The organism is Actinoplanes sp. NPDC051537, from assembly GCF_055586105.1.
This window is the reverse complement of the sequence record NZ_JBVJIU010000001.1, coordinates 96,001-116,340: the sequence shown is the minus strand read 5'-3', so window position 1 is coordinate 116,340 and position 20,340 is coordinate 96,001. Positions and strand designations below refer to the sequence as shown.

Sequence of the window (20,340 nt, the reverse complement as noted above, 5' to 3'; positions counted from 1 at the left end):
CGTATCGGAACGCGGTGCCCCGATGATCGTTCTGCGACAGGAGACTTCCGGTCCTGACGGTGCATGGTTCGCCGGGCAGAGTCGAGAGGGAAGCCACCCGTCGTCGGGTTCAAGGAGCCCACCGTGACACTCGCTGTCGCCGGCCTGAAAGCCATCGAAGTGCTCGATTCCCGTGGTCGCCCGACCCTGACCGTGAGGCTGCCCGACGGCCGCACCGTACGCGCCGGGGTGCCGTCCGGCGCCTCCACCGGAAGCCGCATTTCAACGTCATCAACGGCAGCGTTCACGCGCCGAATCGTCTGGACTTCCAGGAATTCATGATCGCGCCACTCGGGGCGCCGAGCCTCGCGGCGGCGGTCCGCGCGGGAGCGGAGGTCTACGCCTCCCTGCGTCGCCGCCTTGCCGACAAGGGCTTCGCCACGGGCCTGGGCGACGTGGGCGGCTTCGCGCCCGAGATCGACGCTCCCGAGGACGTGCTCGGCATGCTGGTCGATGCGATCACCGACGCCGGCTACACGCCAGGTCGTGATGGTGTCGCGATCGCACTGGGACGGCTGGATCCGGCTCACCGAGCGCCTCGGTCACCGATTGCAGCTGGTCGGTGATGACCTCCTGGTCACGAACCCGGTCATCGTCGCGGAGGCGATCACCCGGCGGGCGGCCAACGCGGCGCTGATCAAGGTCAACCAGATCGGCACCGTGACACAGACACTGGAAACCATGCGCCGGTGCCGGGACGCCGGCTGGGCGCAGATGGTCTCGCACCGCTCCGGGGAGAGCGAGGACACCTTCATCGCCGATCTCGCTGGCGCGACCGGCTGCGGTCAGCTCAAGACCGGGGCGCCGGCGAGGGGCGAGCGGGTTGCCAAGTACAACCGGTTGATCGAGATCGAAGGAGACGCCACCCTGTCGTACGGGTTGAGCTGACGACCGGTCATCGGCCCGGTTCCGGCGGTCCCACCCGGACCCGTTCGCGGGCGCCGATCGGATCGAGGTAGCGGCCGCCCGGCTCGGGAGCCGGATCACCCCGGTCGCCGAGCCGATAGCGCATCGGTACAGCGGTCGGGATGTCCAGCCGTTCGACCTCGGCCGCCCCCATCCCCTCCAGGAACATCACGAAGGCACGCAAGCTGTTGCCGTGGCCCACGACCAGCGGCGTCCTTCCGGTGCGCACCAGCGGAAACAGGACATCCATCCAGTACGGCCGCATCCGCGCCCAGACGTCGGCGAGGCTCTCGGTGCGCGGCCGCGCACCGCCGGGCAGGTCACGATATCGATCGTCGGCGTACATAACCGCGGCCGTGCTGTCGTTCATCGGCGGCGGCGCCACCGCGAACGACCGCCGCCAGGCCCGGAACAGGGGAGCGCCGACCTCGGCGGCGACTTCGCGTTTGTCCCGTCCGGTGAGAGCGCCGTAGTGGCGTTCGTTGAGCCGCCAGGAGCGGTGCACCGGCGCCCATCCGCGGCCGAGCGCATCCATCACGATCTCCGCGGTGACGATCGAGCGGCTCAGCAGGGAGGTGTGCACGCTCGTCGGCGACACGCCGAGGTCCCGCAGGGCCGCCGCGGCGCCGCGGGCCTGCGCCACGCCGAGCTCGCTCAAGGGCGGGTCCGACCATCCGGTGAAGATGTCGGCCGCATTGCTGACGCTCTGCCCGTGCCGCAGCAGGAGCAGGGCTCCTTCGCCACCCGTACGCGACATGCGCTGTGCACCTCCGGGGAACGGGGGACCAACGGCCCTGTGCGGCCGCGGACGGTCGGGACACGATAACTGCATCAGCCGTGGCTCGCCGCGGAGGTTGTGATGACCACCGGCATCGACAGCAAGAAGCCCGTCTCCCGGCGCACCGGATATGCGATCGCCGTAGTCGTGAACGCCGTGCTCCTCTATCTGATCAACGGACGGCCCGGCTGGGACGCCGTGCCGTTCCTCACCGCCGACCTGACCAGGGCCCTGCCACTGATCAATCTTTCGCTCGTGGCGGGCGTGGCGGCCAATCTGATCTACCTCGCGTACGACGCCCGGTGGCTGGTGGCCGTGGGCGGGCTGGTCTCCACCGCGATCGGCCTGGCCGCGATGGCCCGGTTGTGGCAGGTGTTCCCGTTCGACCTGGCCGGCAGCGCGGGCTGGACGACGACCGTCCGTGTGCTGCTGCTGCTCGGCATGGCGGGAAGCGTGATCGGCCTCATCGTGCAGCTCGTCTCGCTGGTGCGCGCGCCGGCCGGCCGGAGGGCCGTCGCGGTCACGCGTTCAGGCTGCCGACCCCCTTCGCGATCACGACCACGGAGATGACCAGGGCGGACGTCGACTCGATGCCCATCAGGATCTTGGCGCGGGTGGACAGCGGCATGGTGTCGGTGGGGCTGAACGCCGACGAGTTGCTCAACGACACGTAGAGGTAGTCGACGATGGCCGGAACCCAGTCGCTGACCTTGCTCGAACCCGCCCGTACCTCGTCGATGGTGTCGTGGTCCTCGTCCTGCGGGAACCGGAAGTCGGCCGCCGGCAGCCGATTGCGGGCCTGGTGGGTGCGGGCGACCGGGCCGCCACGGTCGAGCTCCCAGAACGCCAGGCCGTAGACGATCACATTGGTCAGCCACACCTGACCGGCCGCGATGAGCAGCTCGACGGCCCGGGACTCGCCGGTGGTGATCAGCTGCCGCAGCAGCAGCACCAGCGCGACCGCGTTCGCCGTCGCGATCAGCCCGACCAGGGCCAGCGCCGCGAGCCGCTCCCACCGGTTGTCCCGCGTCATCCGGCGCGGGTTCACCACGATCAGCGCGGCCAGCAGCACCGTCTCCAGCGCCGGAATGACCAGGCGGGGACCGAGGATCAGCTGCTCGGGCAGCAGCGCGTAGAGCGCGATCGCCGCGACGACCACGAGCGCGGACGGCAGCCGCGCTTCACCACGCCGGGCCTGACCTTGCGATGCCACCCGGTCAGCATGCCGCCACCCCGAGCCACGATCAACTTGGCGGCTCGCGACACGCTGGATCGCGAACGTGCCCGGGACCCCCACCCTCGTTCCGGGACCATCGGCCCTACGGGCGGACGCCGTCGATGGGGTGTGGTGGACGTGGTGCTACCAGCCGGCTGATCGGAGGCGACCATGAGCGGGACGGCCTCTTCTCGATTGCGTGGCGTGTTGACGGACTGCGTGCGCGCGGCCACCGCCGCCCCGTCGTTGCACAACAGCCAGCCCTGGATTTTCCGGTTGCAGGGCCGCACGGTTCAGCTGTATGCGGACCGTGGCCGGCGACTGGACGTGCTCGACCCGCACGGCCGGGAGCTGTTCATCAGTGTCGGCGCGGCGCTGTTCACGCTGCGGCTTGCGCTGGACGGCGCCGGTTACGTCCCGCGCACGGAAATCCTTCCCGATCCGGCCCGGCCCGACCTCGTGGCGACGGTGACGGCCGGAGGGCGGACTGCCCCGACGCCGGCGGCCGAGGCGCTCGTGGCCGCGATTCCGTGCCGGCACACCAACCGCTGGCCGTTCGCGCGGTCGGTCGTGCCCGCCGACGACGTGGAGAAGCTGGTCGGGGCCGCGCGGCGGGAACGGGCCGTGCTCAGTGTGGCCGGGCCGGTGGCTCGTAACGCGATCATCAACCTCTCGCAGTCGGCGGACCGGAGGCTGCGAGCCAAGGGCGGGTACCGGGCCGAGCTCACCCGGTGGACGGCGCCGGTGACCGGCCGCCGCGACGGCATCCCGCCATCGGCCATCGGCCCCTGGGACGCTCTGGAATCCCTGCCGCTGCGCGACTTCGGGCTGTTGCAGCCCCGGCTCAGCCGGCCTTCCGAGGCCTTCGAGCCGTATCCGACCATCATGGTGCTGGCCACCCGGGGGGACACGCCACACGACTGGGTACGGGCCGGTCAGGCGCTTCAACGCGCCCTGCTCACCGCGACCTCGCTCGGCCTGGCCACCACCCCGATCAGCCAACCCGTCGAGGTGCCCGCCATCCGCGAGTTGCTGACCGACACCGGCCACGGGGTCTGGGCGCAGGTGATCCTGCGGGTGGGCTACGGGCGGCCGGCCTCGGCCACGCCGCGGCGTCCGCTCGACGAGGTCCTGCTCACCGGCCGGTCCTCGGGCCCCGCCGGCGGACCGGCCAGGTAACGACCCACCCGCTCGACCTTGTTGCGGGAGCCGAAGACCAGTGGTGTCCGTTGGTGCAGCGCGGCCGGGACCAGGTCGAGGATCGGCGTGCGCCCGTCGGTGGCGGCGCCGGCGGCCTGCTCGCACAGCAGGGCCACCGGGTTCGCCTCGTAGACCAGGCGCATCCGGCCCCGCCCGTGCCGCGGCTGGTTCTCGGCCGGGTAGAGGTAGATGCCCCCGCGGGAGAGGATGCCGTACGCCTCGGCGGCCAGCGATCCGAGCCAGTGCATGCTGAAGTCCCGCTGCCGGGGTCCGCTGCCGCCGCTGACCAGGTCGGCCACGTAGGACCGGATGCCGCGGTGCCAGTGCCGGGCGTTGGAGGCGTTCACCGCGTACTCGCTCGACTCGACCGGCAGCTCGAGCCCGCGTCGTACCGCGGCGAAGCCGTCCGGGCCGAGCACGTAGACGTCGGTGCCGTGCCCGAGGGTGAGCACCAGCACGGTGGCCGGGCCGAACAGGATGATTCCGGCCGCCAGCTGCCGGCGGCCCGGCTGGAGCAGGCCGCCGCCGATCGGGTCGGTGACCGGCAGCACCGAGAAGATGGTGCCGACCGGCGCGCAGACCCGGAGGTTGGCCGGCTCGTCCATCGCCACCAGCGTCACCACGACGCTGCCGTCGCGGGTCACCGGCACCGGCGCGGCCTCGCCGGCCATGCCCACGGCGGTGACGTCGGCGCCGGCCAGCGCCGCCACGTAGCGGGCCCGGGCCATCGACTCGGCCACGGCGGGGTTCGCGATCATGGTGGTCATCGTGCGCGCCAGCGTGGCGCCGGCCGCGGCGATCCGGGCGACGACGTCGGTCACCGCCAGGGCGGGCCGGCTGAATCCGCCGTACGCGTGAAGATCTTCGGTCAGCGACGGCGCGAGAGGTACCCGGTCGATGGCCATTACCGAGTGTGTGACCAGCGCCTACGCAAAGCCAAGGCATCATTTTCTGTCATCGACCAAAGTGAAACTATGCTTCGGGCATGAAGGACGTGACCCTTCGTCAGCTGGAGTTCCTCACGGAGACCATCCGCGCCGGCTCGCTGGCCGGAGCGGCCGCCCGGCTGCACCTGACCGGTCCGGCCGTCGCCCAGCAACTGCGCCGGCTCGAACGGGCGGCTGGGCTCCCCTTGCTGGAACGAGGCCCCGACGGGCAGCACCCGACCGACGCCGGGAGACTGCTGGCCGAGAGCCACGCCCGGATCCGCGCCGAGCTGGCGGCCTGCGAGGACGGCCTGCGGTCGCTGCGCTCGGCCGAGGCCGGCCGGGTCAGCGTCGGTGCGGTCAGCACCGCCAAGTACTTCGCCCTGCACCTGATCGCCGCGTTCCGCCTGGCGTACCCGAAGGTCTTCATCGACCTTGCCTTCGGCAACCGCGAGGAGATCGTCGCCCGCCTCGAGGACTACGCGGTCGACCTCGCCATCATGGGCCGGCCACCGCAGGGACTCGCCGTCGAGCAGCAGGTCTTCGGCGACCACCCGTACGTCGTGATCGCCCCGCCGCGGCATCCGCTGGCCGGCGCCCGGCGCATCCCGTTCGCGCGAATCGCCGAGGAGACGGTGCTGGTCCGCGAGCACGGCTCGGGCACCCGGCTGCATCTCGACGCCATGTTCGCCGGGGCCGGCCACGACCCCCGGATCGGCATGGAACTGGCCTCCAACGAGACCATCAAGCAGGCCGTGATGGCCGGCCTCGGCGTCGCCCTGATCTCGGCACACACCATCGCCGCCGAGGTCCACGACGGCCGACTCACCGTCCTCGACCTCGAGGGTCTGCCCATTCGCCGGCACTGGCTGCTGGTCCGCACGGGCCATCGGCCGCCCGGCCCGGCCGCGCGTGCGTTGTGGGAGTTCATCTCGCTGACCGGCGCCGAGTACCTGCCGTCGCTGGGTGACCGCGGCGCTTCCTGACCGGACCGGCCCGCCCTCTCCCGCACCGGCCGGGTCAGGACAAGACGTCGGCCACGTCGCGTCTCGGGGTGGGGTGCCCTGGGGTGCCGTAGCCGAACCGGATGACGATCTGCGGGAAGCCGGCACGGCCCAGCGACCGGCGCAGCTGGTCGCGGGCCGCCGGAACCTCGATCGGCTGGCTGATCATGGAGGTGTCCAGGCCCGCCGCGGTCGCGGTGAGCAGCACCTTCTGCATGGCCTGACCGGCGGCGATCTGATCGACGGCCCGATCGCCGGCCACGCCGACCACGCCGACGAGCGGCTCCGGCTCGTAGTCGCGTCCGAACACCCGGTGCCGGTCGGCGAACAACCGCTGCGGCAGCAGGTCCTGCGGCTCGGCGTGCGGCGCGCCCGCCTGCACCGGCACCCCGTCGGGCGCCTCGTCGGCGTGCGTCCACCCGGCCAGCTCGGCCTGGTAGCGGAAGTCCCGCCGCAGAACACGATCGGCGCTGTAGGCGATCTCGCTGAACGCGGTGAGCGCGGTCGTGCCGACCAGCAGCTCCAGCCAGGCGGATTCGCTGCGGGCGGCCTCGAGCAGAGCGACACGCACCTCGGCCGGCACCGGATCGGGCCAGAACGGTCCCCGGTTGCTGTACCGGCGGGGAACGGCCCCGTGCAGGTCCACCTCGGCGTACGTGGCCGGTCGTGGCCGGCCGGGGGTGAGCCTGGCCACGAGGGCCCCGTCGGCCGGATCCGGATGCAGCTCCACGACCGGGGGCAGACCCGCGGCCGCGAGCGCCAGCCGGGCGTTGAAGGTCGCGGCGCCACCGGCCAGCCGGGCCGCCCAGCCGGTGCGGTCGGCCGCGAGCTGCCGCTCCGGATCGAGGCGGATCTCGACCGCGCCGTCTCGCAGCCGGAACCGCCAGGGCTGGCTGTTGTGCAATGACGGCGCTCGGACACCCGCCTCGGCGGCGTGCCTCAAATGCGACTGGTCATAGGCCGATGAGAGGTCACCGGTCGACCTTGCGATCTGGCGTTGCATGGTCGTACCTCTGAATTCGGAAGTTCGGTGTGATGGGTACCTGGTGTCGTCACCCTGCCCGTCACCCGGGTTGCCCGGTCAGAGGCATAGGTCCCGGATCCCCTGTCGAGTGGGACGAACGGCGGGACGAACGGCCCTGCCCCCGGCCCCGGGCCCGGGAGACGCTGAAATGCGACTCGCATCCATCACGCACCCCGGCGAGGCGGCCATGACCGAGAGCGTCAGTCATCATCCTTCGATCCGGAGCGCGCTCGACCGCGCCGGAGCCGGCCGGGCCTTGCGCTGGGCCGGTCTCGCCGACCAGCCGCCGACCGCTCTGCCGACCGACACCCCGGAGGTGGCGGCGCTGCTGGCCGCCGACCAGTTCGCGGCGCACCTCGCCGAACTGGCCGGGTCGCTGCACCGCGACGTGCCGGAAGTGCGCGCCGAGACCGCCGGCTACTTACGCGAGATGGGCGCCGTGCACACGAAGCGCGCGACGAGCGACTGGGCCCGGTTCAGCCAGTGGCTGACCCGCGCCCACGAGCTGATCATCGACCCCGAGCAGGTGCGCCGGCTGCAGGCGCTGGACCGCCGGCAGTCGCTGCTGTTCCCGTTCTCGCACCGCTCGTACCTCGACGGCGTGGCGGTGCCCGCCGCCATCGGCCGCAACGGTCTCACGCCGCCGTTCGTGCTGGCCGGGGCCAACCTCGACAAGTTCCCGTTCAACCACCTGCTGCGCCGGTCCGGATTCGTCTACGTCCGGCGCTCCACCACCGACAACCCCGTGTACCGGTTCGCGCTGCGCTGGTACGTCGCCCAGATGATCAAGAACCGGCGCAATCTGTGCTGGTCGATCGAGGGTGGCCGGACCCGCACTGGCAAGCTTCGCCGGCCCGCCCACGGCCTGCTGCGCTACATGATCGACGCGCTCGACACGGCGGGCACCCAGGCGCTGATCGTCCCCGTCTCGATCGTCTACGAGCAGTTGCACGAGGTGCCGCTGGTCACCACCGAGGCGCGTGGCATGGGCAAACGCCCGGAGAACCTGCACTGGCTGTGGACGTTCGGCCGCTCGCAGCACGAGCGTTACGGGCGGGCGTACGTGGAGTTCGGCGATCCCCTGCCCCTGCGTGAACGGCTCGCCGAACTGAGGGCCGACGATCGGGCCGGGCGGCGCGCGGTGGAGCGGATCGCGGTCGAGACGTGCCATGGCATCAACCGGGCGACCCCCGTGACCACCACCGCGGTCGTCTGCCTGGCCCTGCTCGCGGCCGATCGGGCGCTGACCCTGGACGAGGTTCTGGCCACCGTGGGCCCGCTGGCCCGCTACCTCGCGCAGCGTCACCTGCCGGTGGCGGGCGCGGCCGATCTCACCGACCGGGCCACCATTCATCGCACGCTCGACGACCTGGTGCGGTCGGGTGTTCTCGGCAGCTACGACGGTTGCACGGAGCGGATCTGGACGATCGCGCCCGGGCAGCATCTGGTGGCCGCGTTCTATCGCAACACCGCCGTGCACATGCTGGTCGACCGCGCGATCGGCGAGCTGGGCCTGGTCGCCGCGATGGAGGGCGGCGAGGACGGGCTGGCCACGGCGAACCGGGAGACGCTGGCGCTGCGGGACCTGCTCAAGTTCGACTTCTTCTTCCCATCCCGTACGGAGTTCGCCCGCGAAATGGCCGCCGAGCTGGCGATCGCCGATCCCCGCCAGGCCGAGGGGCTGCACGAGTTCGGGCCGGCCGACGCCCGGCGGTGGCTCGGCGAGAGCCGGCTACTGGTGGCGCACCTGGTGCTGAGGCCGTTCCTCGACGCGTACCACATCGTGGCCGAACGGCTGGCCGAGTGGGAGGACGACGAGCCGTTCGACGAGACGCGCTTCCTCGACGAATGCCTACGGCTCGGCCGGCAATGGGCCCTGCAGAAGCTCATGGCCAGCGAGGAGTCGGTGTCGCTGGAGCTGTTCCGGCCGGCACTGCGGCTGGCCGAGCACCGCGGCCTGCTCGCCGCCGGCCCGGAGGCGGCCAAGCGCCGCCTCGATTTCCGCGACGAGCTGCGGGTGACCGTACGCCGGGTGGACGTGATCGCCCGGCTGGACCGGCGGGCCTAGTCATGACCGTCACGGTGGACGACGTGATCGGCTCGGTCCGGAGGGGACCCGGCGGGCCGCGAGTCGGCGCGTTCTTCGACTTCGACGGCACGCTTGTGCAGGGCTACACCGCCGGCAGCATCTATCGCGACCGGATCCGCCACGGCGACGTCGGTCCGCTGGAGCTGACGCGCATCATCGCCGCGGCCGTGGACGGCACGCTGCTGGGCGGCGATCCGCAGGCCGTCGGCCAGATCGGCTTCGCCGCTCTGCGCGGCCGCACCGTCGACGCCGTGTCCGAGGCCGGCGAGCGGCTGTTCGCGCAGAGGATCGCGGGCACCATGCGGCCCGAGGCACGGGAGCTGGTCCGGGCGCACCTGCGGAGGGGCCACACGGTCGTCATCGCCTCCTCGGCCACCCGCATGCAGATCGCGCCGGTGGCCCGCGACCTGGGCATCCCGCACATCGTCTGCACCGAGCTCGAGGAGGTGGGCGGCGTCCTCACCGGTCGCAGCACCACCGGCATGCTCTGGGGCGAACCGAAGGCCAAGGCCGTGCGGGCCTTCGCCCGCGCCAACGACGTGGACCTGCGGCAGAGCTACGGGTACGCCAACGGGCCGGAGGACGTCGCCTTCCTCGGTTCGACCGGCCGGCCGTACGTGTTGAACCCGCACCCCACCCTGCGCCGGGCCGCCGAGGAGTTCGGCTGGCCGGTGCTCACTCTGCGAGAGCCCCGCTCGCCCGGGCTGCGCGCCTACCTGGGCACGCTCGGCGGGCTGGTCGGGGTCAATCTGGGACTGGCCACGGGCGTCGGCTTCGGATGGCTCACCGGCGACCACCGGCTCGGGGTCAATACGGGCATCAGCCTGTCGACCGACCTGGCGCTGGCCCTGACCGGGGTCAAGGTCGACGTCCTCGGCGCGGAGAACCTGGAGAAGGCGCGCCCGGCCGTCTTCATCGCCAACCATCAGAGCACCCTCGACGTGCTCGTGCTCGGCGCGTTGCTGCGCCGTGACTTCACCGCGGTGGCCAAGAAGGAGGCCCGCCACGACCCGCGGATGGCGGTGATCGGCGCGGTGCTCGACCCGGTGTGGATCGACCGGTCCGACCTGACGAAGGCGAAGGAGAGCCTGGACGGCGTCGTCGAGCGGCTGCGCGACGGCGTCTCGATCCTCATCCTGCCCGAGGGCACGCGCATGCCGACGCCCACTCTGGGCCGGTTCAAGAAGGGCGCCTTCCACATCGCCCGGCAGGCCGGGGTGCCGATCGTGCCGATCGTGCTGCGCAACACCGGCGAGCTGGCCTGGCGTCGCTCGCTGTTCGTGAACCCCGGCACGGTCGAGGTCGCCGTCCTCGAGCCGATCCCGACCGACCGATGGACCGTCGACGATCTGGACGAACGCATCGCCGAGGTGCGGGCAATGTTCGCGGACAAGCTCGCGAACTGGCCCGATCGTGCGGGTGCGCGATGACGCCGCGAACGCCCGCGGTGGCCGTCCTCGGCGGTGGAAGCTGGGGCACGACCGTGGCGTCGATCGCGGCCCGCACAACCCGGGCCGTGCTGTGGGCCCGCGACCCGGACATCGCCAAGGCGATCAACGTGACCCACCAGAACCCCCGTTATCTCGCCGGTTTCGACCTGGCGCCGGCCCTGCGGGCGACCGACGACCTGGCCGAGGCGGTCGCGGACGCCGATGTCCTGGTCGCCGCGACGCCGGCGCAGCATCTGCGCGGTGTGCTGTCGGTGGCCGCCGACCACGCCCGGCCGCTGGTCCCGGTGATCAGCGTCGCGAAGGGACTCGAGCAGGGTTCCGCCAAGCGAATGACCGAGGTGATCGGCGAGGTGCTGCCGGGCCACCCGGCCGGCGTGCTGTCCGGTCCCAACATCGCCCGCGAGGTCGTGCAGGGCTATGCCGCGGCGGCGACATTGGCGATGCCCGACCACCGCGCCGCGCAGACCCTCCAGAAGATCTTCCATTCCTCCCGCTACCGCGTCTACACCAGCGAGGACGTGGTCGGCGTCGAGATCGCCGGTGCGCTGAAGAACGTGTTCGCGATCGCGGTCGGGTTCGGTGACGGACTGGGCGCCGGCGACAACACCCGGGCAATGGTGATGACCCGGTCGCTGCACGAGATGACGCGGCTCGGGGTCGCGATGGGTGGGCACGCCGAGACCCTGGCCGGCCTGGCCGGCATGGGCGACCTGATCGTGACCTGTACCAGCTCGCACAGCCGCAATCGGCATGTCGGCGTCGAGCTCGGCCGCGGCCGGCCGCTCGAGGAGATCCTGGCCGCGATGAGCCAGGTGGCCGAGGGAGTCGAAACGACGGTCTCGGTCATGAAATTGGCGGCCGGGTGCGGCATCGCGATACCGATCGCCCGCGAGGTCGATGCGGTGCTCAACCACGAACAGCCGGTCGAGCAGACCTACCGCGGTCTGCTGCGCGTCACGGCCGGCCACGAGGTGCACGGGGAGGCATGGTGACCGCGATCCCGGCGCACGCCACCGACGAGCAGGCGTGGGCGCTTGCCGCCGAGTGGGGCGCCGACCACCGTATGACCGAGCTCGAGACCCTGATGTGGCGCAGCGAGCGGCACCCCCGGCAGTCGTCGAGCATCGCGCTGCTCCTGCTGCTCGACACCGCGCCCGACTGGGACCGGTTGCGCGCCGCGCACGAATGGGCGACGAGACTGATGCCGCGGTTGCGGCATCGCGTGCTGGATCCGGCCGCCGCGGTCGGACCGGCCGCGTGGGTGCCCGACGCCGGCTTCGACGTCGACCACCACCTGCGCCGGGCGCGTTTGCCGGAGCCGGGAAGCCAGGCGCAGCTCCTGGCGTTCGCCGAGGCGGCCGCAATGACGCCGTTCGACCGTACCCGCCCGCTGTGGCAGGGCACCCTGGTCGAGGGATTGCCGAACGGCACCGCCGCCTACCTGCTGAAGGTGCATCACTCGGTGATCGACGGACTGGGCGGACTGCCGCTGGTGTCGCTGATGCAGAGCCGGCATCGGGAGCACATCCCGGGCAAGCCGGTAGCGCCGGACCGGCCCGGGAATGACCCACCGGACGCGTGGTGGCTCGCCGCCGAGGACCTGACCCGGTCGGCGCTGACACTGCCGTTGACGGCCGGCAAGGTGGCGGCGGCCGGAGTCCGGGCGCTGCGGCATCCCCGGTCGACCGCGGCCGGCGCGATGAGACTGGCGGTGTCGCTGCGGCACGCCGTGCTGCCCCGGCTGGTGGCCGGATCGCCGCTGTTCCGCGGTCGCACCGGCATGTCCTGGCGGTTCGGTCTGCTGGAATGCCCGCTGGCCGATTTGCAGGCGGCGGCGCGCGCGTCCGGCGGCTCGATCAATGACGCCTACCTCGCCGCGCTGCTCGGCGGGGTGCGGCGCTACCACGAGCGGCACGGTGCCGAACTGGGCGAGATTCCGGTGGCGATGCCGGCCACCCTGCGCCGGTCGGACGAGGTGATGGGCGGCAGCAGGTGGGCCGGCGCGACTTTCGGCGCACCTGCTGACATCGACGACCCCGCCGAGTTGATCGCCACCCTGCGCGGGGTCTCCATGACGTTGCGAGTGGAGCCGCCACTGGACGCGTTTGCGGCGCTGGTGCCGCTGCTGAATCGGCTTCCCTCCGCGGTCGGTGCGGCGGCCGGGCGGATCACCGCAGCCGACCTTGCGGTGTCCTGCCTGCCGGGCGCGCCCGACGAGACCTATCTGGCCGGCGCGAAGGTCGAGCGCGCGTATCCGCTCGGGCCGCTGCCCGGGACCGCGGTCATGGCCGCGATGCTGTCGCAGGCCGGCACGTGTTGTCTCGGGCTCACCATGGACGGCACGGTCGTGCCTGATCCGGATGTGCTGGTGGAATGTGTGGGGGCGGCCCTCGACGAGGTGTTGTCACTAGGAAGGGCGCCCAGAAGTAGGCCCTTCGGCCCTGTGGCGGATGGCGATCGGCAGGTAGGAAGAAAGAATGATCCGGGTATTTCTCCTTGACGACCACGAGGTGGTTCGGCGCGGCCTCGTGGAACTGCTGCAGGCCGACGGCGATATCGAGGTTGTCGGCGAGTCCGGTTCCGCCCAGGAGGCGGCTCGCCGGATCCCGGCGTTCCGGCCGGACGTGATGATCCTGGATGCTCGCCTTCCCGACGGCAACGGCATCGATGTGTGCCGCGACGTGCGGGCCATCGACTCGACCATCAAAGGGCTGATCCTGACCTCGTACGAGGACGACGAGGCCCTGTTCGCGGCGATCATGGCCGGAGCCTCCGGGTACGTGCTCAAGCAGATCCGCGGGACGGACCTGGTGGATGCCGTGCACCGGGTCGCCGACGGCCAGTCGCTGCTCGACCCGGCGGTCACCCAGCGGGTGCTCGAGCGGATCCGCAACGGCGTCGAGCAGCCGCGGGAGCTGGCCGGGTTGACCGATCAGGAGCGCCGCATCCTCGAGTTCATCGCGGAGGGGCTGACCAACCGGGAGATCGCGGGGCGGATGTTCCTGGCCGAGAAGACGGTGAAGAACTACGTGTCGAGCCTGCTGGCCAAGCTCGGTCTCGAGCGCCGCACCCAGGCCGCGGTCCTGGCCACCCGCCTGCTCGCCGAGCATCCGCACAGCTGATCAGTTCTCGGCTGGCCGGCCCGGCAACTGAAACACAACCGGCAGCGACATCGCGTCGTCGCCGGGCAGCATGACGAGAATCAGCCGACCGCCCGGACGCAGCGATGCCCACCCCTGCCCGAGGACGTCCGGATCGCAGGTCAGCACCACGGCGACATCCGCACCGCCGAGGGACCTGATCGCGGCAACCGGGTCGCTGGTGGTCGCGTCGACCACGATGGTCTCGCCGGCGAAGATCCGGGCGCATTGGTGGGCGATGTGGCCGAGCCGGCCGTGCCCGAAGATCGCCACCCGATCGCCGGGGCACACCCCGCCGGCCTTGACGATCCGGTAGGTCGTGACATCGGCGCGGGTCAGTGACCACGCCTCCCACGCATCGCGGGCGACGGGCCCCGCCCGCGGTTCTTCGGCGGTTGCCATGATGTGTCTCCGCTGCCCTCGACGACCAGCCGGTGCGCCCCGATCAGCCGGGCCCACCACGGCCGCGGGGACGCCGGCCGCAGCGGCGGGCATCCGGCTCGCTTGATGCTCACCCACCCGCCGGGCCCCATCGTGATCCGGCCGATCGGCGGTTGCCGCCGGACGATCGCGACGACGGCTGCCGTCGCGATCGCCACCGTCCCGGCGGCCAGTGCGACACCGGCCAACCGGGTGACATCAACGACCGGGCGGTAGGTCACCGTGCCCGGGCCGACGATCCAGGCGCCGATCGGGCGGTCGCCGTCCATGACCGGGTCGACGCGGATGTCCGCGGTCATCTCGAATTCCCCTATCGGGTGTCGGAAGCGGTGGCGCCGGCCACCGCGGCACGGCCGGCTTCCAGCCGGGCGATCGGCACGCGGAACGGCGAGCAGGACACGTAGTCCAGGCCGGCGCCGTGGAAGAAGCGCACCGAGGCCGGGTCGCCACCGTGCTCACCGCAGACCCCGACGGTCAGCTCGGGCCGGGCCGCGCGGCCGCGTTCGACGGCGATCCGCACGAGCTCGCCGACCCCGCTCGGGTCGATGGTCTCGAACGGGGAGGCGGCAAAGATGCCCAGCTCCAGGTAGCGGCCGAAGAACGCGCCCTCGACGTCGTCGCGGGAGAAACCCCACGTCATCTGGGTCAGGTCGTTGGTGCCGAACGAGAAGAACTCGGCGGCCCCGGCGATCTGGCCGGCCGTGAGCGCGGCGCGCGGAACCTCGATCATGGTGCCGATCCGGATCGGCGGTGCTCCGGGCACCGATGCGAGGACGGCTTCGGCTTCCGCCCGTACCGTCTCCAGCTCCTGAACCGCACCGACCAGCGGAACCATGATCTCCGGCCGTGGATCGCCGCCCGCGGCCACCCGCGCGGCCGCGGCCTCGGCGATCGCCCGGACCTGCATCGTGAACAGGCCGGGGATTACCAGGCCGAGACGTACGCCGCGCAGGCCGAGCATCGGGTTCTGCTCGTGCATGCGCCGCACCGCCGTCAGCAGCACCCCGTCGTGGCCGGGGTCCTCGCCGCGCGCCGTGGCGGCCGCCACCCGGGCGGTCAGCTCCTCCAGCGGCGGCAGGAACTCGTGCAGTGGCGGGTCGATCAGCCGGACCGTGACGGGCAGGCCGTCCATCGCCGCGAACAGCTGCTCGAAGTCGGCGCGCTGCAGCGGAAGCAGGCTCGCCAGCGCATCGTCCCGTTCGCCGGGAGTCGCGGCCAGGATGAGCCGTTCCACCAGCACCCGCCGCTCGCCGAGGAACATGTGCTCAGTGCGGCACAGCCCGATGCCGCCGGCGCCGAAGCGACGGGCCCGGGCGGCGTCGGCCGCGGTGTCGGCGTTGGCGTGGACCTCGAGCCGGGCCCGGTGGTCCGCGTGGATCATCAGGCGTTCGACGGCGGCCAGAAGTGGGTCGCCGTGCGCGGTGATCTCGCCCTCGAAGTAGCGGACCACCTTCGACGGCCGTACCGGCACCACCCCGGCGTAGACGCGGCCGTTGGTGCCGTCGATCGAGATGACGTCGCCGCTGTGCAGCACCCGGCCGCCGATCGTCACCGTGTCACCGCTGATCTGTAGTTCGTCGGCACCGCAGACGCAGGTCTTGCCCATACCGCGGGCCACGACGGCGGCGTGCGAGGTCTTGCCGCCGCGTGAGGTGAGGATGCCCTGGGCCGCGATCATGCCGGGCAGGTCGTCCGGGTTGGTCTCGCGGCGTACCAGGATGACCGGGCCGTTCGCGGCGGCGGCCGCGGCCGAGTCGAAGACGATCGCGCCGACCGCGGCGCCGGGCGAGGCGGGCACCCCGACGGTCAACGGTGGGGGAGCGTTCGTGTCGTCGAATCCGGGGAACATCAGTTGCGCGAGCTGTTCGCCGGTCACCCGCTGCAATGCCTCGTCGAGGGTGATGGTGCCCTCGTCGACCAGTTGGGCGGCGATGACGAACGCGGCGGCCGGGGTGCGCTTGCCGACCCGGGTCTGCAGCATCCACAACTTGCCGTCCTCGACGGTGAACTCGATGTCGCACAGGTCGCGGTAGCGCTGTTCCAGACGCTCCATGATGGCCAAGAGCTGCGTGTAGGCGGCGGGGTCGATGGTGGCGAGCTCGGCCAGGCCGACGGTGTTGCGGATGCCGGCCACGACGTCCTCGCCCTGCGCGTTGCGCAGGTAGTCGCCGTAGCTGCCGCGCCGGCCGGTCGCCGGGTCGCGGGTGAACGCCACGCCGGTACCGGAGCTCTCCCCGCGGTTGCCGAAGACCATGGCCATCACGTTGACGGCGGTGCCCAGGTCCTGCGGGATGCGCTCCTGGCGGCGGTAGAGCACGGCGCGCTCGGCGTTCCAGGACCGGAAGACCGCGCCGATCGCGAGGAACAGCTGCTCGTGCACGGCTTGCGGGAACTCCCGCCCGGTGTGCGCCTGGAACACCTTCTTGTACGCCTCGACCAGTGCCGGACCGGCCGGCGCCAGGGCCGGATCGAAGTCCCCGCCCGGCACGTCGAACACGGTCTTGCCGAACATCTCGATCAGCCGCCGGTACGAGTCCCAGGCGAACCGTTCGCCACCGCCACGCTCGGCGAGACCGGCGACGGTGGTGTCGTTGAGCCCGATGTCGAGAATGGTCTCCATCATCCCGGGCATCGAGAACTTCGCCCCGGAACGGACGGACAGAAGCAGCGGGTCACTCGGGTCGCCGAACGTCTTGCCCGTCCGGTTCTGCATCAGCCGCAGGTGGTGTTCGACCTCGCCGAGCAGCCCCGTGGGCATCGATCCGGTCCGCAGATACTCCTGGCACGCATCGGTCGTGATCGTGAAGCCGGGCGGGACGGGCAGGCCCATCCGGGTCATCTCGGCGAGATTGGCACCCTTGCCGCCGAGCAGGTCCTTGAGGTCTTTGTTGCCTTCGACGAAGTCGTACACGTATCTGGACATCCTTGCCTCCCTTACTCGTTGTTAAGCCCGCACCGGTCCCACCGAGTAGGGCCGTACGTCCCTACTGGGTCGGGCGGCGTCCGGCGAGCGTGGGAGGCGAGTCGTCAACCGGAAGTGAGGCCACGATGAAGGCACTTGTCTACGGCGGGCCGGGGCAGCGGTCCTGGACCGAGATTCCCGACCCGGTCATCCGGGATCCGCGGGACGCGATCATCAAGGTCGACGCCGTCACCATCTGCGGGACCGACCTGCACATCCTCGGCGGCGATGTTCCCGAGGTGGAGGCCGGCCGGGTGCTGGGTCACGAGGCGGTCGGCACCGTCGTCGAGGTCGGCAGCGGCGTCGGCGGACTCGCGCCGGGCGATCGGGTGCTCGCCTCCTGCATCTCGGCGTGCGGCATCTGCCGCTTCTGCCGGCAGGGCGCGTACGGGCAGTGCCTCGGCGGCGGGGGCTGGATCCTCGGGCATCTGGTCGACGGGGTGCAGTCCGAGCTCGCCCGGATCCCGTTCGCCGATCTGTCCACCTACAAGCTGCCCGAGCGGGTGAGCGACGAGTCGGCGGTGCTGCTGGCCGACATCCTGCCCACCTCGTACGAGGTCGGCGTGCTCAACGGCAAGGTGCGGCCCGGCGACACGGTCGCGATCGTGGGCGCCGGACCGATCGGACTGGCCGCGATCGTCACCGCCCGGCTGTACTCGCCGGCCCACATCGTCGTCATCGACAAGGCCGAGAGCCGGTTGCAGGCGGCGAAGCTGTTCGGCGCGGACGTCACCGTCCAGGCCGGCACCGACGACCCGCTCGGTGTGGTGCGTGGGCTGACCGGAGGCCTGGGCGCGGACGTCGTGATCGAGGCGGTCGGCACGCCGCAGACGTTCGAGCTGTGCGCCACGCTCGTGCGGGCCGGCGGTCACGTCGCCAACGTGGGCGTGCACGGCAAGCCCGCCACGCTGCACCTGGAAGACCTGTGGATCCGCAACGTCACGATCACCACCGGGCTGGTCGACACGTACTCGACGCCGAAGTTGCTCGACATGCTGGTCGCCGGCCAGCTCGACCTCGGCCACATGGTCACCCACCGGTTCGGACTCGGCGACTTCATGCAGGCGTACGACGTCTTCGCCGATCCCTCCCGCACCGGCGCCCTGAAGGTGGTGCTGTCGCGCTGAACGACCTGTCCGGCAGGGTCCCCGGACCCTGCCGGCGCCATCCGTGCCGTCATACCGTTCGGCCGGAAGCGCCCCGAGGAGGCCGACGATGAGGACCTGGACCGTCAACGATGTGATGACCCGGACCGTGATGTCCGTCGATCGAACCGCGTCGTACCGGAATATGGTGGATCTGCTGACCGAGAATCGGATCAGCGCGCTCCCGGTGATCGACGACGCCCGGCGCGTGATCGGCGTCGTCTCCGAGATCGACCTCCTGCGCAAGATCGAGTTCGCCGGCGACGGAGAGCCGCGGATCTTCGACGGCCCGGCCCGCCGCGCCGACCGCCGCAAGTCGGCCGGCCTCGCCGCCGTCGACCTGATGAGCACGCCACCCGTGGTCGTCAGCAGCGAGACGTCGATCACCGTCGCCGCCCGCACGATGGATCGCGAGCAGGTCAAGCGGCTTCCGGTCGTCGACGATCGCGGCCGGCTGACCGGGATCGTCACCCGCGGCGATCTGCTGCGCACGCACCTGCGCACCGACAAGGCGATTCTCGCTGACATCGAGGGCGACGTCCTCGACACCTTCCTGGCCGAAGAAGCCGCGACCGTGACCGTGGCGGTCGTGAACGGCTCGGTCACGCTTTCCGGCCGAGTCGATCGCTGGTCCTCCGCGCAGCTCGCGGAACGGCTGACCCGTCAGGTCGCCGGTGTCGTCGACGTGGTCTCCGCGCTGGACTTCGGCTTCGACGACCGCCATGTCCACGGGGCTCGCCTGGGGTTCGGAACGCTGTGAGGTGAGCGCGATGCGCGATCTGGTCGTTCTGGGCGCCGGCACGGCCGGCACCCTGGTCGTCAACAAGCTGCGACGCCGGTTGCCCCGCGCGGACTGGCGTATCACCGTGGTCGATGCCGGCGACCGGCACTTCTACCAGCCGGGCTTCCTCTTCCTGCCGTTCCGCAGGTACGAGCCGCGGCAGGTGTCCAAGCCCATCCGCAAACTCCTGCCCCGCGGTGTGGAACTGATCCACGGTGATGTCGATCGCGTCGACCCCGCCGCGAAGCGGGTGCTGCTGTCCGGCGGCCGCGTCCTGCCCTACGACTACCTGGTCATCGCCACCGGCGTCACGCCTCGTCCGGATCAGACGCCGGGCATGCTCGACGGCGGCTGGTGGCATAGGAAGATCTTTGACTTCTACACGTACGGCGGAGCCGTCGCCCTCGCCCGGGCGCTGGATCAGTTCGACCACGGCCGCCTGGTCGTGCACGTCACCGACATGCCGATCAAGTGCCCGGTCGCGCCGCTCGAGTTCGCGTTCCTGGCCGACGACCACTTCCGGCGCCGCGGGCGGCGCGACCGGATCGAGATCGTCTACGCGACCCCGTTGCCCGGCGCGTTCACCAAGCCGATCGCCGCCGCCCGGCTCGGCTCGCTGCTCGCCGACAAGAAGATCACGGTCGAGCCCGACTTCCTGGTCGAGCGAGTCGACGGCACGAGACTCGTCTCCTACGACGACCGGGAGATCCCGTTCGACCTGCTGGTGACGGTGCCGCTGAACATGGGCGCCGACTATGTCGCCCGATCGGGGCTCGGCGACGAGCTCAACCTCGTACCGGTGGACCGGCAGACCCTGCAGGCAAAGGGAAACCCGGACATCTTCGCCGTCGGCGACGCCAACGACCTGCCCACCTCCAAGGCCGGCTCGGTCGCGCACTTCTCCGGTGAGCTGTTCGCCGAGAACTTCGTGGCGCACGTCGCCGGCCGGCCGATGACCGAGCTGTTCGACGGCCACGCCAACTGCTTCGTCGAGACGGGGGGAGGCCAGGCGCTGCTGCTGGACTTCAACTACGACACCGAGCCGCTGCCGGGCAGTTACCCACTCCCGGTCGCCGGCCCGTTCCCGTTGCTGCGCCCGTCGATCGTCAACCACTGGGGCAAGCTCGCCTTTCGCCGGCTCTACTGGCACGTTCTGCTGCCCGGCCGGCCCCTCCCTCTGCCGGCGCGGATGAGCATGGCCGGCAAGCACATCCCGGACCGTGAGGAGTGAGACGGAA

The 20,340-nt window shown here is 71.4% G+C and carries 21 protein-coding genes; 14 read left to right on the top strand and 7 right to left on the bottom strand.

Annotated elements, in window-relative coordinates; genetic code table 11:
• Positions 1-123 precede the first annotated feature (123 nt).
• Genes ACZ6TB_RS00460 through ACZ6TB_RS00450 form a run of 3 tightly spaced genes read left to right on the top strand, consistent with a single transcriptional unit; the run spans position 124 to position 927 of the window.
• Positions 124-321, top strand: coding sequence for a hypothetical protein (locus ACZ6TB_RS00460; protein WP_465548971.1), 198 nt, complete (start codon positions 124-126; stop codon positions 319-321).
• Positions 270-605 (top strand): hypothetical protein, encoded by a 336-nt coding sequence (locus tag ACZ6TB_RS00455; RefSeq protein WP_465550266.1) that lies wholly within the window; start codon positions 270-272, stop codon positions 603-605. The genes ACZ6TB_RS00460 and ACZ6TB_RS00455 overlap by 52 nt, the downstream gene beginning before the upstream one ends.
• A complete protein-coding gene (locus tag ACZ6TB_RS00450; protein WP_465550264.1) occupies positions 529-927 on the top strand; it encodes a hypothetical protein in 399 nt (132 codons plus the stop codon). The genes ACZ6TB_RS00455 and ACZ6TB_RS00450 overlap by 77 nt, the downstream gene beginning before the upstream one ends.
• Positions 928-934: 7 nt before the next feature.
• Here ACZ6TB_RS00450 and ACZ6TB_RS00445 read toward each other — a convergent pair whose 3' ends face one another.
• Positions 935-1,702 (bottom strand): 2,3-bisphosphoglycerate-dependent phosphoglycerate mutase, encoded by a 768-nt coding sequence (locus ACZ6TB_RS00445; RefSeq protein WP_465548969.1) that lies wholly within the window; start codon positions 1,700-1,702, stop codon positions 935-937.
• Between the two features lie 102 nt (positions 1,703-1,804).
• Here ACZ6TB_RS00445 and ACZ6TB_RS00440 point away from each other — a divergent pair, with 102 nt between their 5' ends.
• Entirely contained in the window at positions 1,805-2,293 is a 489-nt protein-coding gene (locus ACZ6TB_RS00440) for a hypothetical protein (protein WP_465548967.1), read from the top strand.
• Here ACZ6TB_RS00440 and ACZ6TB_RS00435 read toward each other — a convergent pair.
• Positions 2,244-2,936, bottom strand: coding sequence for a hypothetical protein (locus tag ACZ6TB_RS00435; RefSeq protein ID WP_465548965.1), 693 nt, complete (start codon positions 2,934-2,936; stop codon positions 2,244-2,246). The two genes, ACZ6TB_RS00440 and ACZ6TB_RS00435, sit on opposite strands and share 50 nt — an antisense overlap.
• A gap of 207 nt (positions 2,937-3,143) precedes the next feature.
• On the opposite strand from ACZ6TB_RS00435, the gene ACZ6TB_RS00430 reads away from it, so the two are divergent.
• On the top strand, positions 3,144-4,118 hold the full coding sequence (locus ACZ6TB_RS00430; protein ID WP_465548963.1) for an Acg family FMN-binding oxidoreductase: 975 nt from the start codon (positions 3,144-3,146) through the stop codon (positions 4,116-4,118).
• Here ACZ6TB_RS00430 and ACZ6TB_RS00425 read toward each other — a convergent pair.
• Positions 4,022-5,044, bottom strand: a complete 1,023-nt coding sequence (locus tag ACZ6TB_RS00425) for a hypothetical protein (protein ID WP_465548961.1) — start codon at positions 5,042-5,044, stop codon at positions 4,022-4,024. The two genes, ACZ6TB_RS00430 and ACZ6TB_RS00425, sit on opposite strands and share 97 nt — an antisense overlap.
• Before the next feature lie 80 nt (positions 5,045-5,124).
• On the opposite strand from ACZ6TB_RS00425, the gene ACZ6TB_RS00420 reads away from it, so the two are divergent.
• A complete protein-coding gene (locus ACZ6TB_RS00420; RefSeq protein WP_465548959.1) occupies positions 5,125-6,051 on the top strand; it encodes a LysR family transcriptional regulator in 927 nt (308 codons plus the stop codon).
• Between the two features lie 34 nt (positions 6,052-6,085).
• Here ACZ6TB_RS00420 and ACZ6TB_RS00415 read toward each other — a convergent pair whose 3' ends face one another.
• Positions 6,086-7,072 carry an Acg family FMN-binding oxidoreductase gene (locus ACZ6TB_RS00415; RefSeq protein WP_465548957.1) on the bottom strand — a complete coding sequence of 329 codons (987 nt, stop codon included), beginning with the start codon at positions 7,070-7,072 and terminating at the stop codon, positions 6,086-6,088.
• A 169-nt stretch (positions 7,073-7,241) separates the two neighbouring features.
• Between ACZ6TB_RS00415 and ACZ6TB_RS00410 the strand changes: the two genes are divergently transcribed.
• The 5 genes from ACZ6TB_RS00410 to ACZ6TB_RS00390 are packed head-to-tail and all read left to right on the top strand — an operon-like array spanning position 7,242 to position 13,755.
• A complete protein-coding gene (locus ACZ6TB_RS00410) occupies positions 7,242-9,161 on the top strand; it encodes a lysophospholipid acyltransferase (RefSeq protein WP_465548955.1) in 1,920 nt (639 codons plus the stop codon).
• A gap of 2 nt (positions 9,162-9,163) precedes the next feature.
• Entirely contained in the window at positions 9,164-10,612 is a 1,449-nt protein-coding gene (locus ACZ6TB_RS00405) for an HAD-IB family hydrolase (RefSeq protein WP_465548953.1), read from the top strand.
• On the top strand, positions 10,609-11,625 hold the full coding sequence (locus ACZ6TB_RS00400) for an NAD(P)H-dependent glycerol-3-phosphate dehydrogenase (RefSeq protein WP_465548951.1): 1,017 nt from the start codon (positions 10,609-10,611) through the stop codon (positions 11,623-11,625). The genes ACZ6TB_RS00405 and ACZ6TB_RS00400 overlap by 4 nt, the downstream gene beginning before the upstream one ends.
• Entirely contained in the window at positions 11,619-13,133 is a 1,515-nt protein-coding gene (locus ACZ6TB_RS00395) for a wax ester/triacylglycerol synthase domain-containing protein (RefSeq protein ID WP_465548949.1), read from the top strand. Before ACZ6TB_RS00400 ends, ACZ6TB_RS00395 begins: the two co-directional genes overlap by 7 nt.
• Complete coding sequence (locus ACZ6TB_RS00390; RefSeq protein ID WP_465548947.1) at positions 13,111-13,755, top strand: response regulator; 645 nt, start codon at positions 13,111-13,113, stop codon at positions 13,753-13,755. Before ACZ6TB_RS00395 ends, ACZ6TB_RS00390 begins: the two co-directional genes overlap by 23 nt.
• Here ACZ6TB_RS00390 and ACZ6TB_RS00385 read toward each other — a convergent pair whose 3' ends face one another.
• The 3 genes from ACZ6TB_RS00385 to ppdK are packed head-to-tail and all read right to left on the bottom strand — an operon-like array spanning position 13,756 to position 17,137.
• On the bottom strand, positions 13,756-14,175 hold the full coding sequence (locus ACZ6TB_RS00385; protein WP_465548946.1) for a hypothetical protein: 420 nt from the start codon (positions 14,173-14,175) through the stop codon (positions 13,756-13,758).
• Positions 14,109-14,513 carry a hypothetical protein gene (locus ACZ6TB_RS00380; RefSeq protein ID WP_465548944.1) on the bottom strand — a complete coding sequence of 135 codons (405 nt, stop codon included), beginning with the start codon at positions 14,511-14,513 and terminating at the stop codon, positions 14,109-14,111. Before ACZ6TB_RS00380 ends, ACZ6TB_RS00385 begins: the two co-directional genes overlap by 67 nt.
• Before the next feature lie 11 nt (positions 14,514-14,524).
• Positions 14,525-17,137 carry a pyruvate, phosphate dikinase gene (ppdK, locus tag ACZ6TB_RS00375; protein ID WP_465548942.1) on the bottom strand — a complete coding sequence of 871 codons (2,613 nt, stop codon included), beginning with the start codon at positions 17,135-17,137 and terminating at the stop codon, positions 14,525-14,527.
• Between the two features lie 125 nt (positions 17,138-17,262).
• On the opposite strand from ppdK, the gene ACZ6TB_RS00370 reads away from it, so the two are divergent.
• The 3 genes from ACZ6TB_RS00370 to sqr all read left to right on the top strand — a co-directional run bounded on the left by ACZ6TB_RS00370 (position 17,263) and on the right by sqr (position 20,333).
• Complete coding sequence (locus ACZ6TB_RS00370; RefSeq protein WP_465548941.1) at positions 17,263-18,303, top strand: alcohol dehydrogenase catalytic domain-containing protein; 1,041 nt, start codon at positions 17,263-17,265, stop codon at positions 18,301-18,303.
• 88 nt (positions 18,304-18,391) lie between these two features.
• Positions 18,392-19,081: a CBS domain-containing protein gene (locus ACZ6TB_RS00365; protein WP_465548939.1), complete on the top strand. Its 690-nt coding sequence runs from the start codon at positions 18,392-18,394 to the stop codon at positions 19,079-19,081.
• 10 nt (positions 19,082-19,091) lie between these two features.
• Positions 19,092-20,333: a type III sulfide quinone reductase, selenoprotein subtype gene (gene sqr, locus ACZ6TB_RS00360; RefSeq protein WP_465548937.1), complete on the top strand. Its 1,242-nt coding sequence runs from the start codon at positions 19,092-19,094 to the stop codon at positions 20,331-20,333.
• Positions 20,334-20,340: the final 7 nt, after the last annotated feature.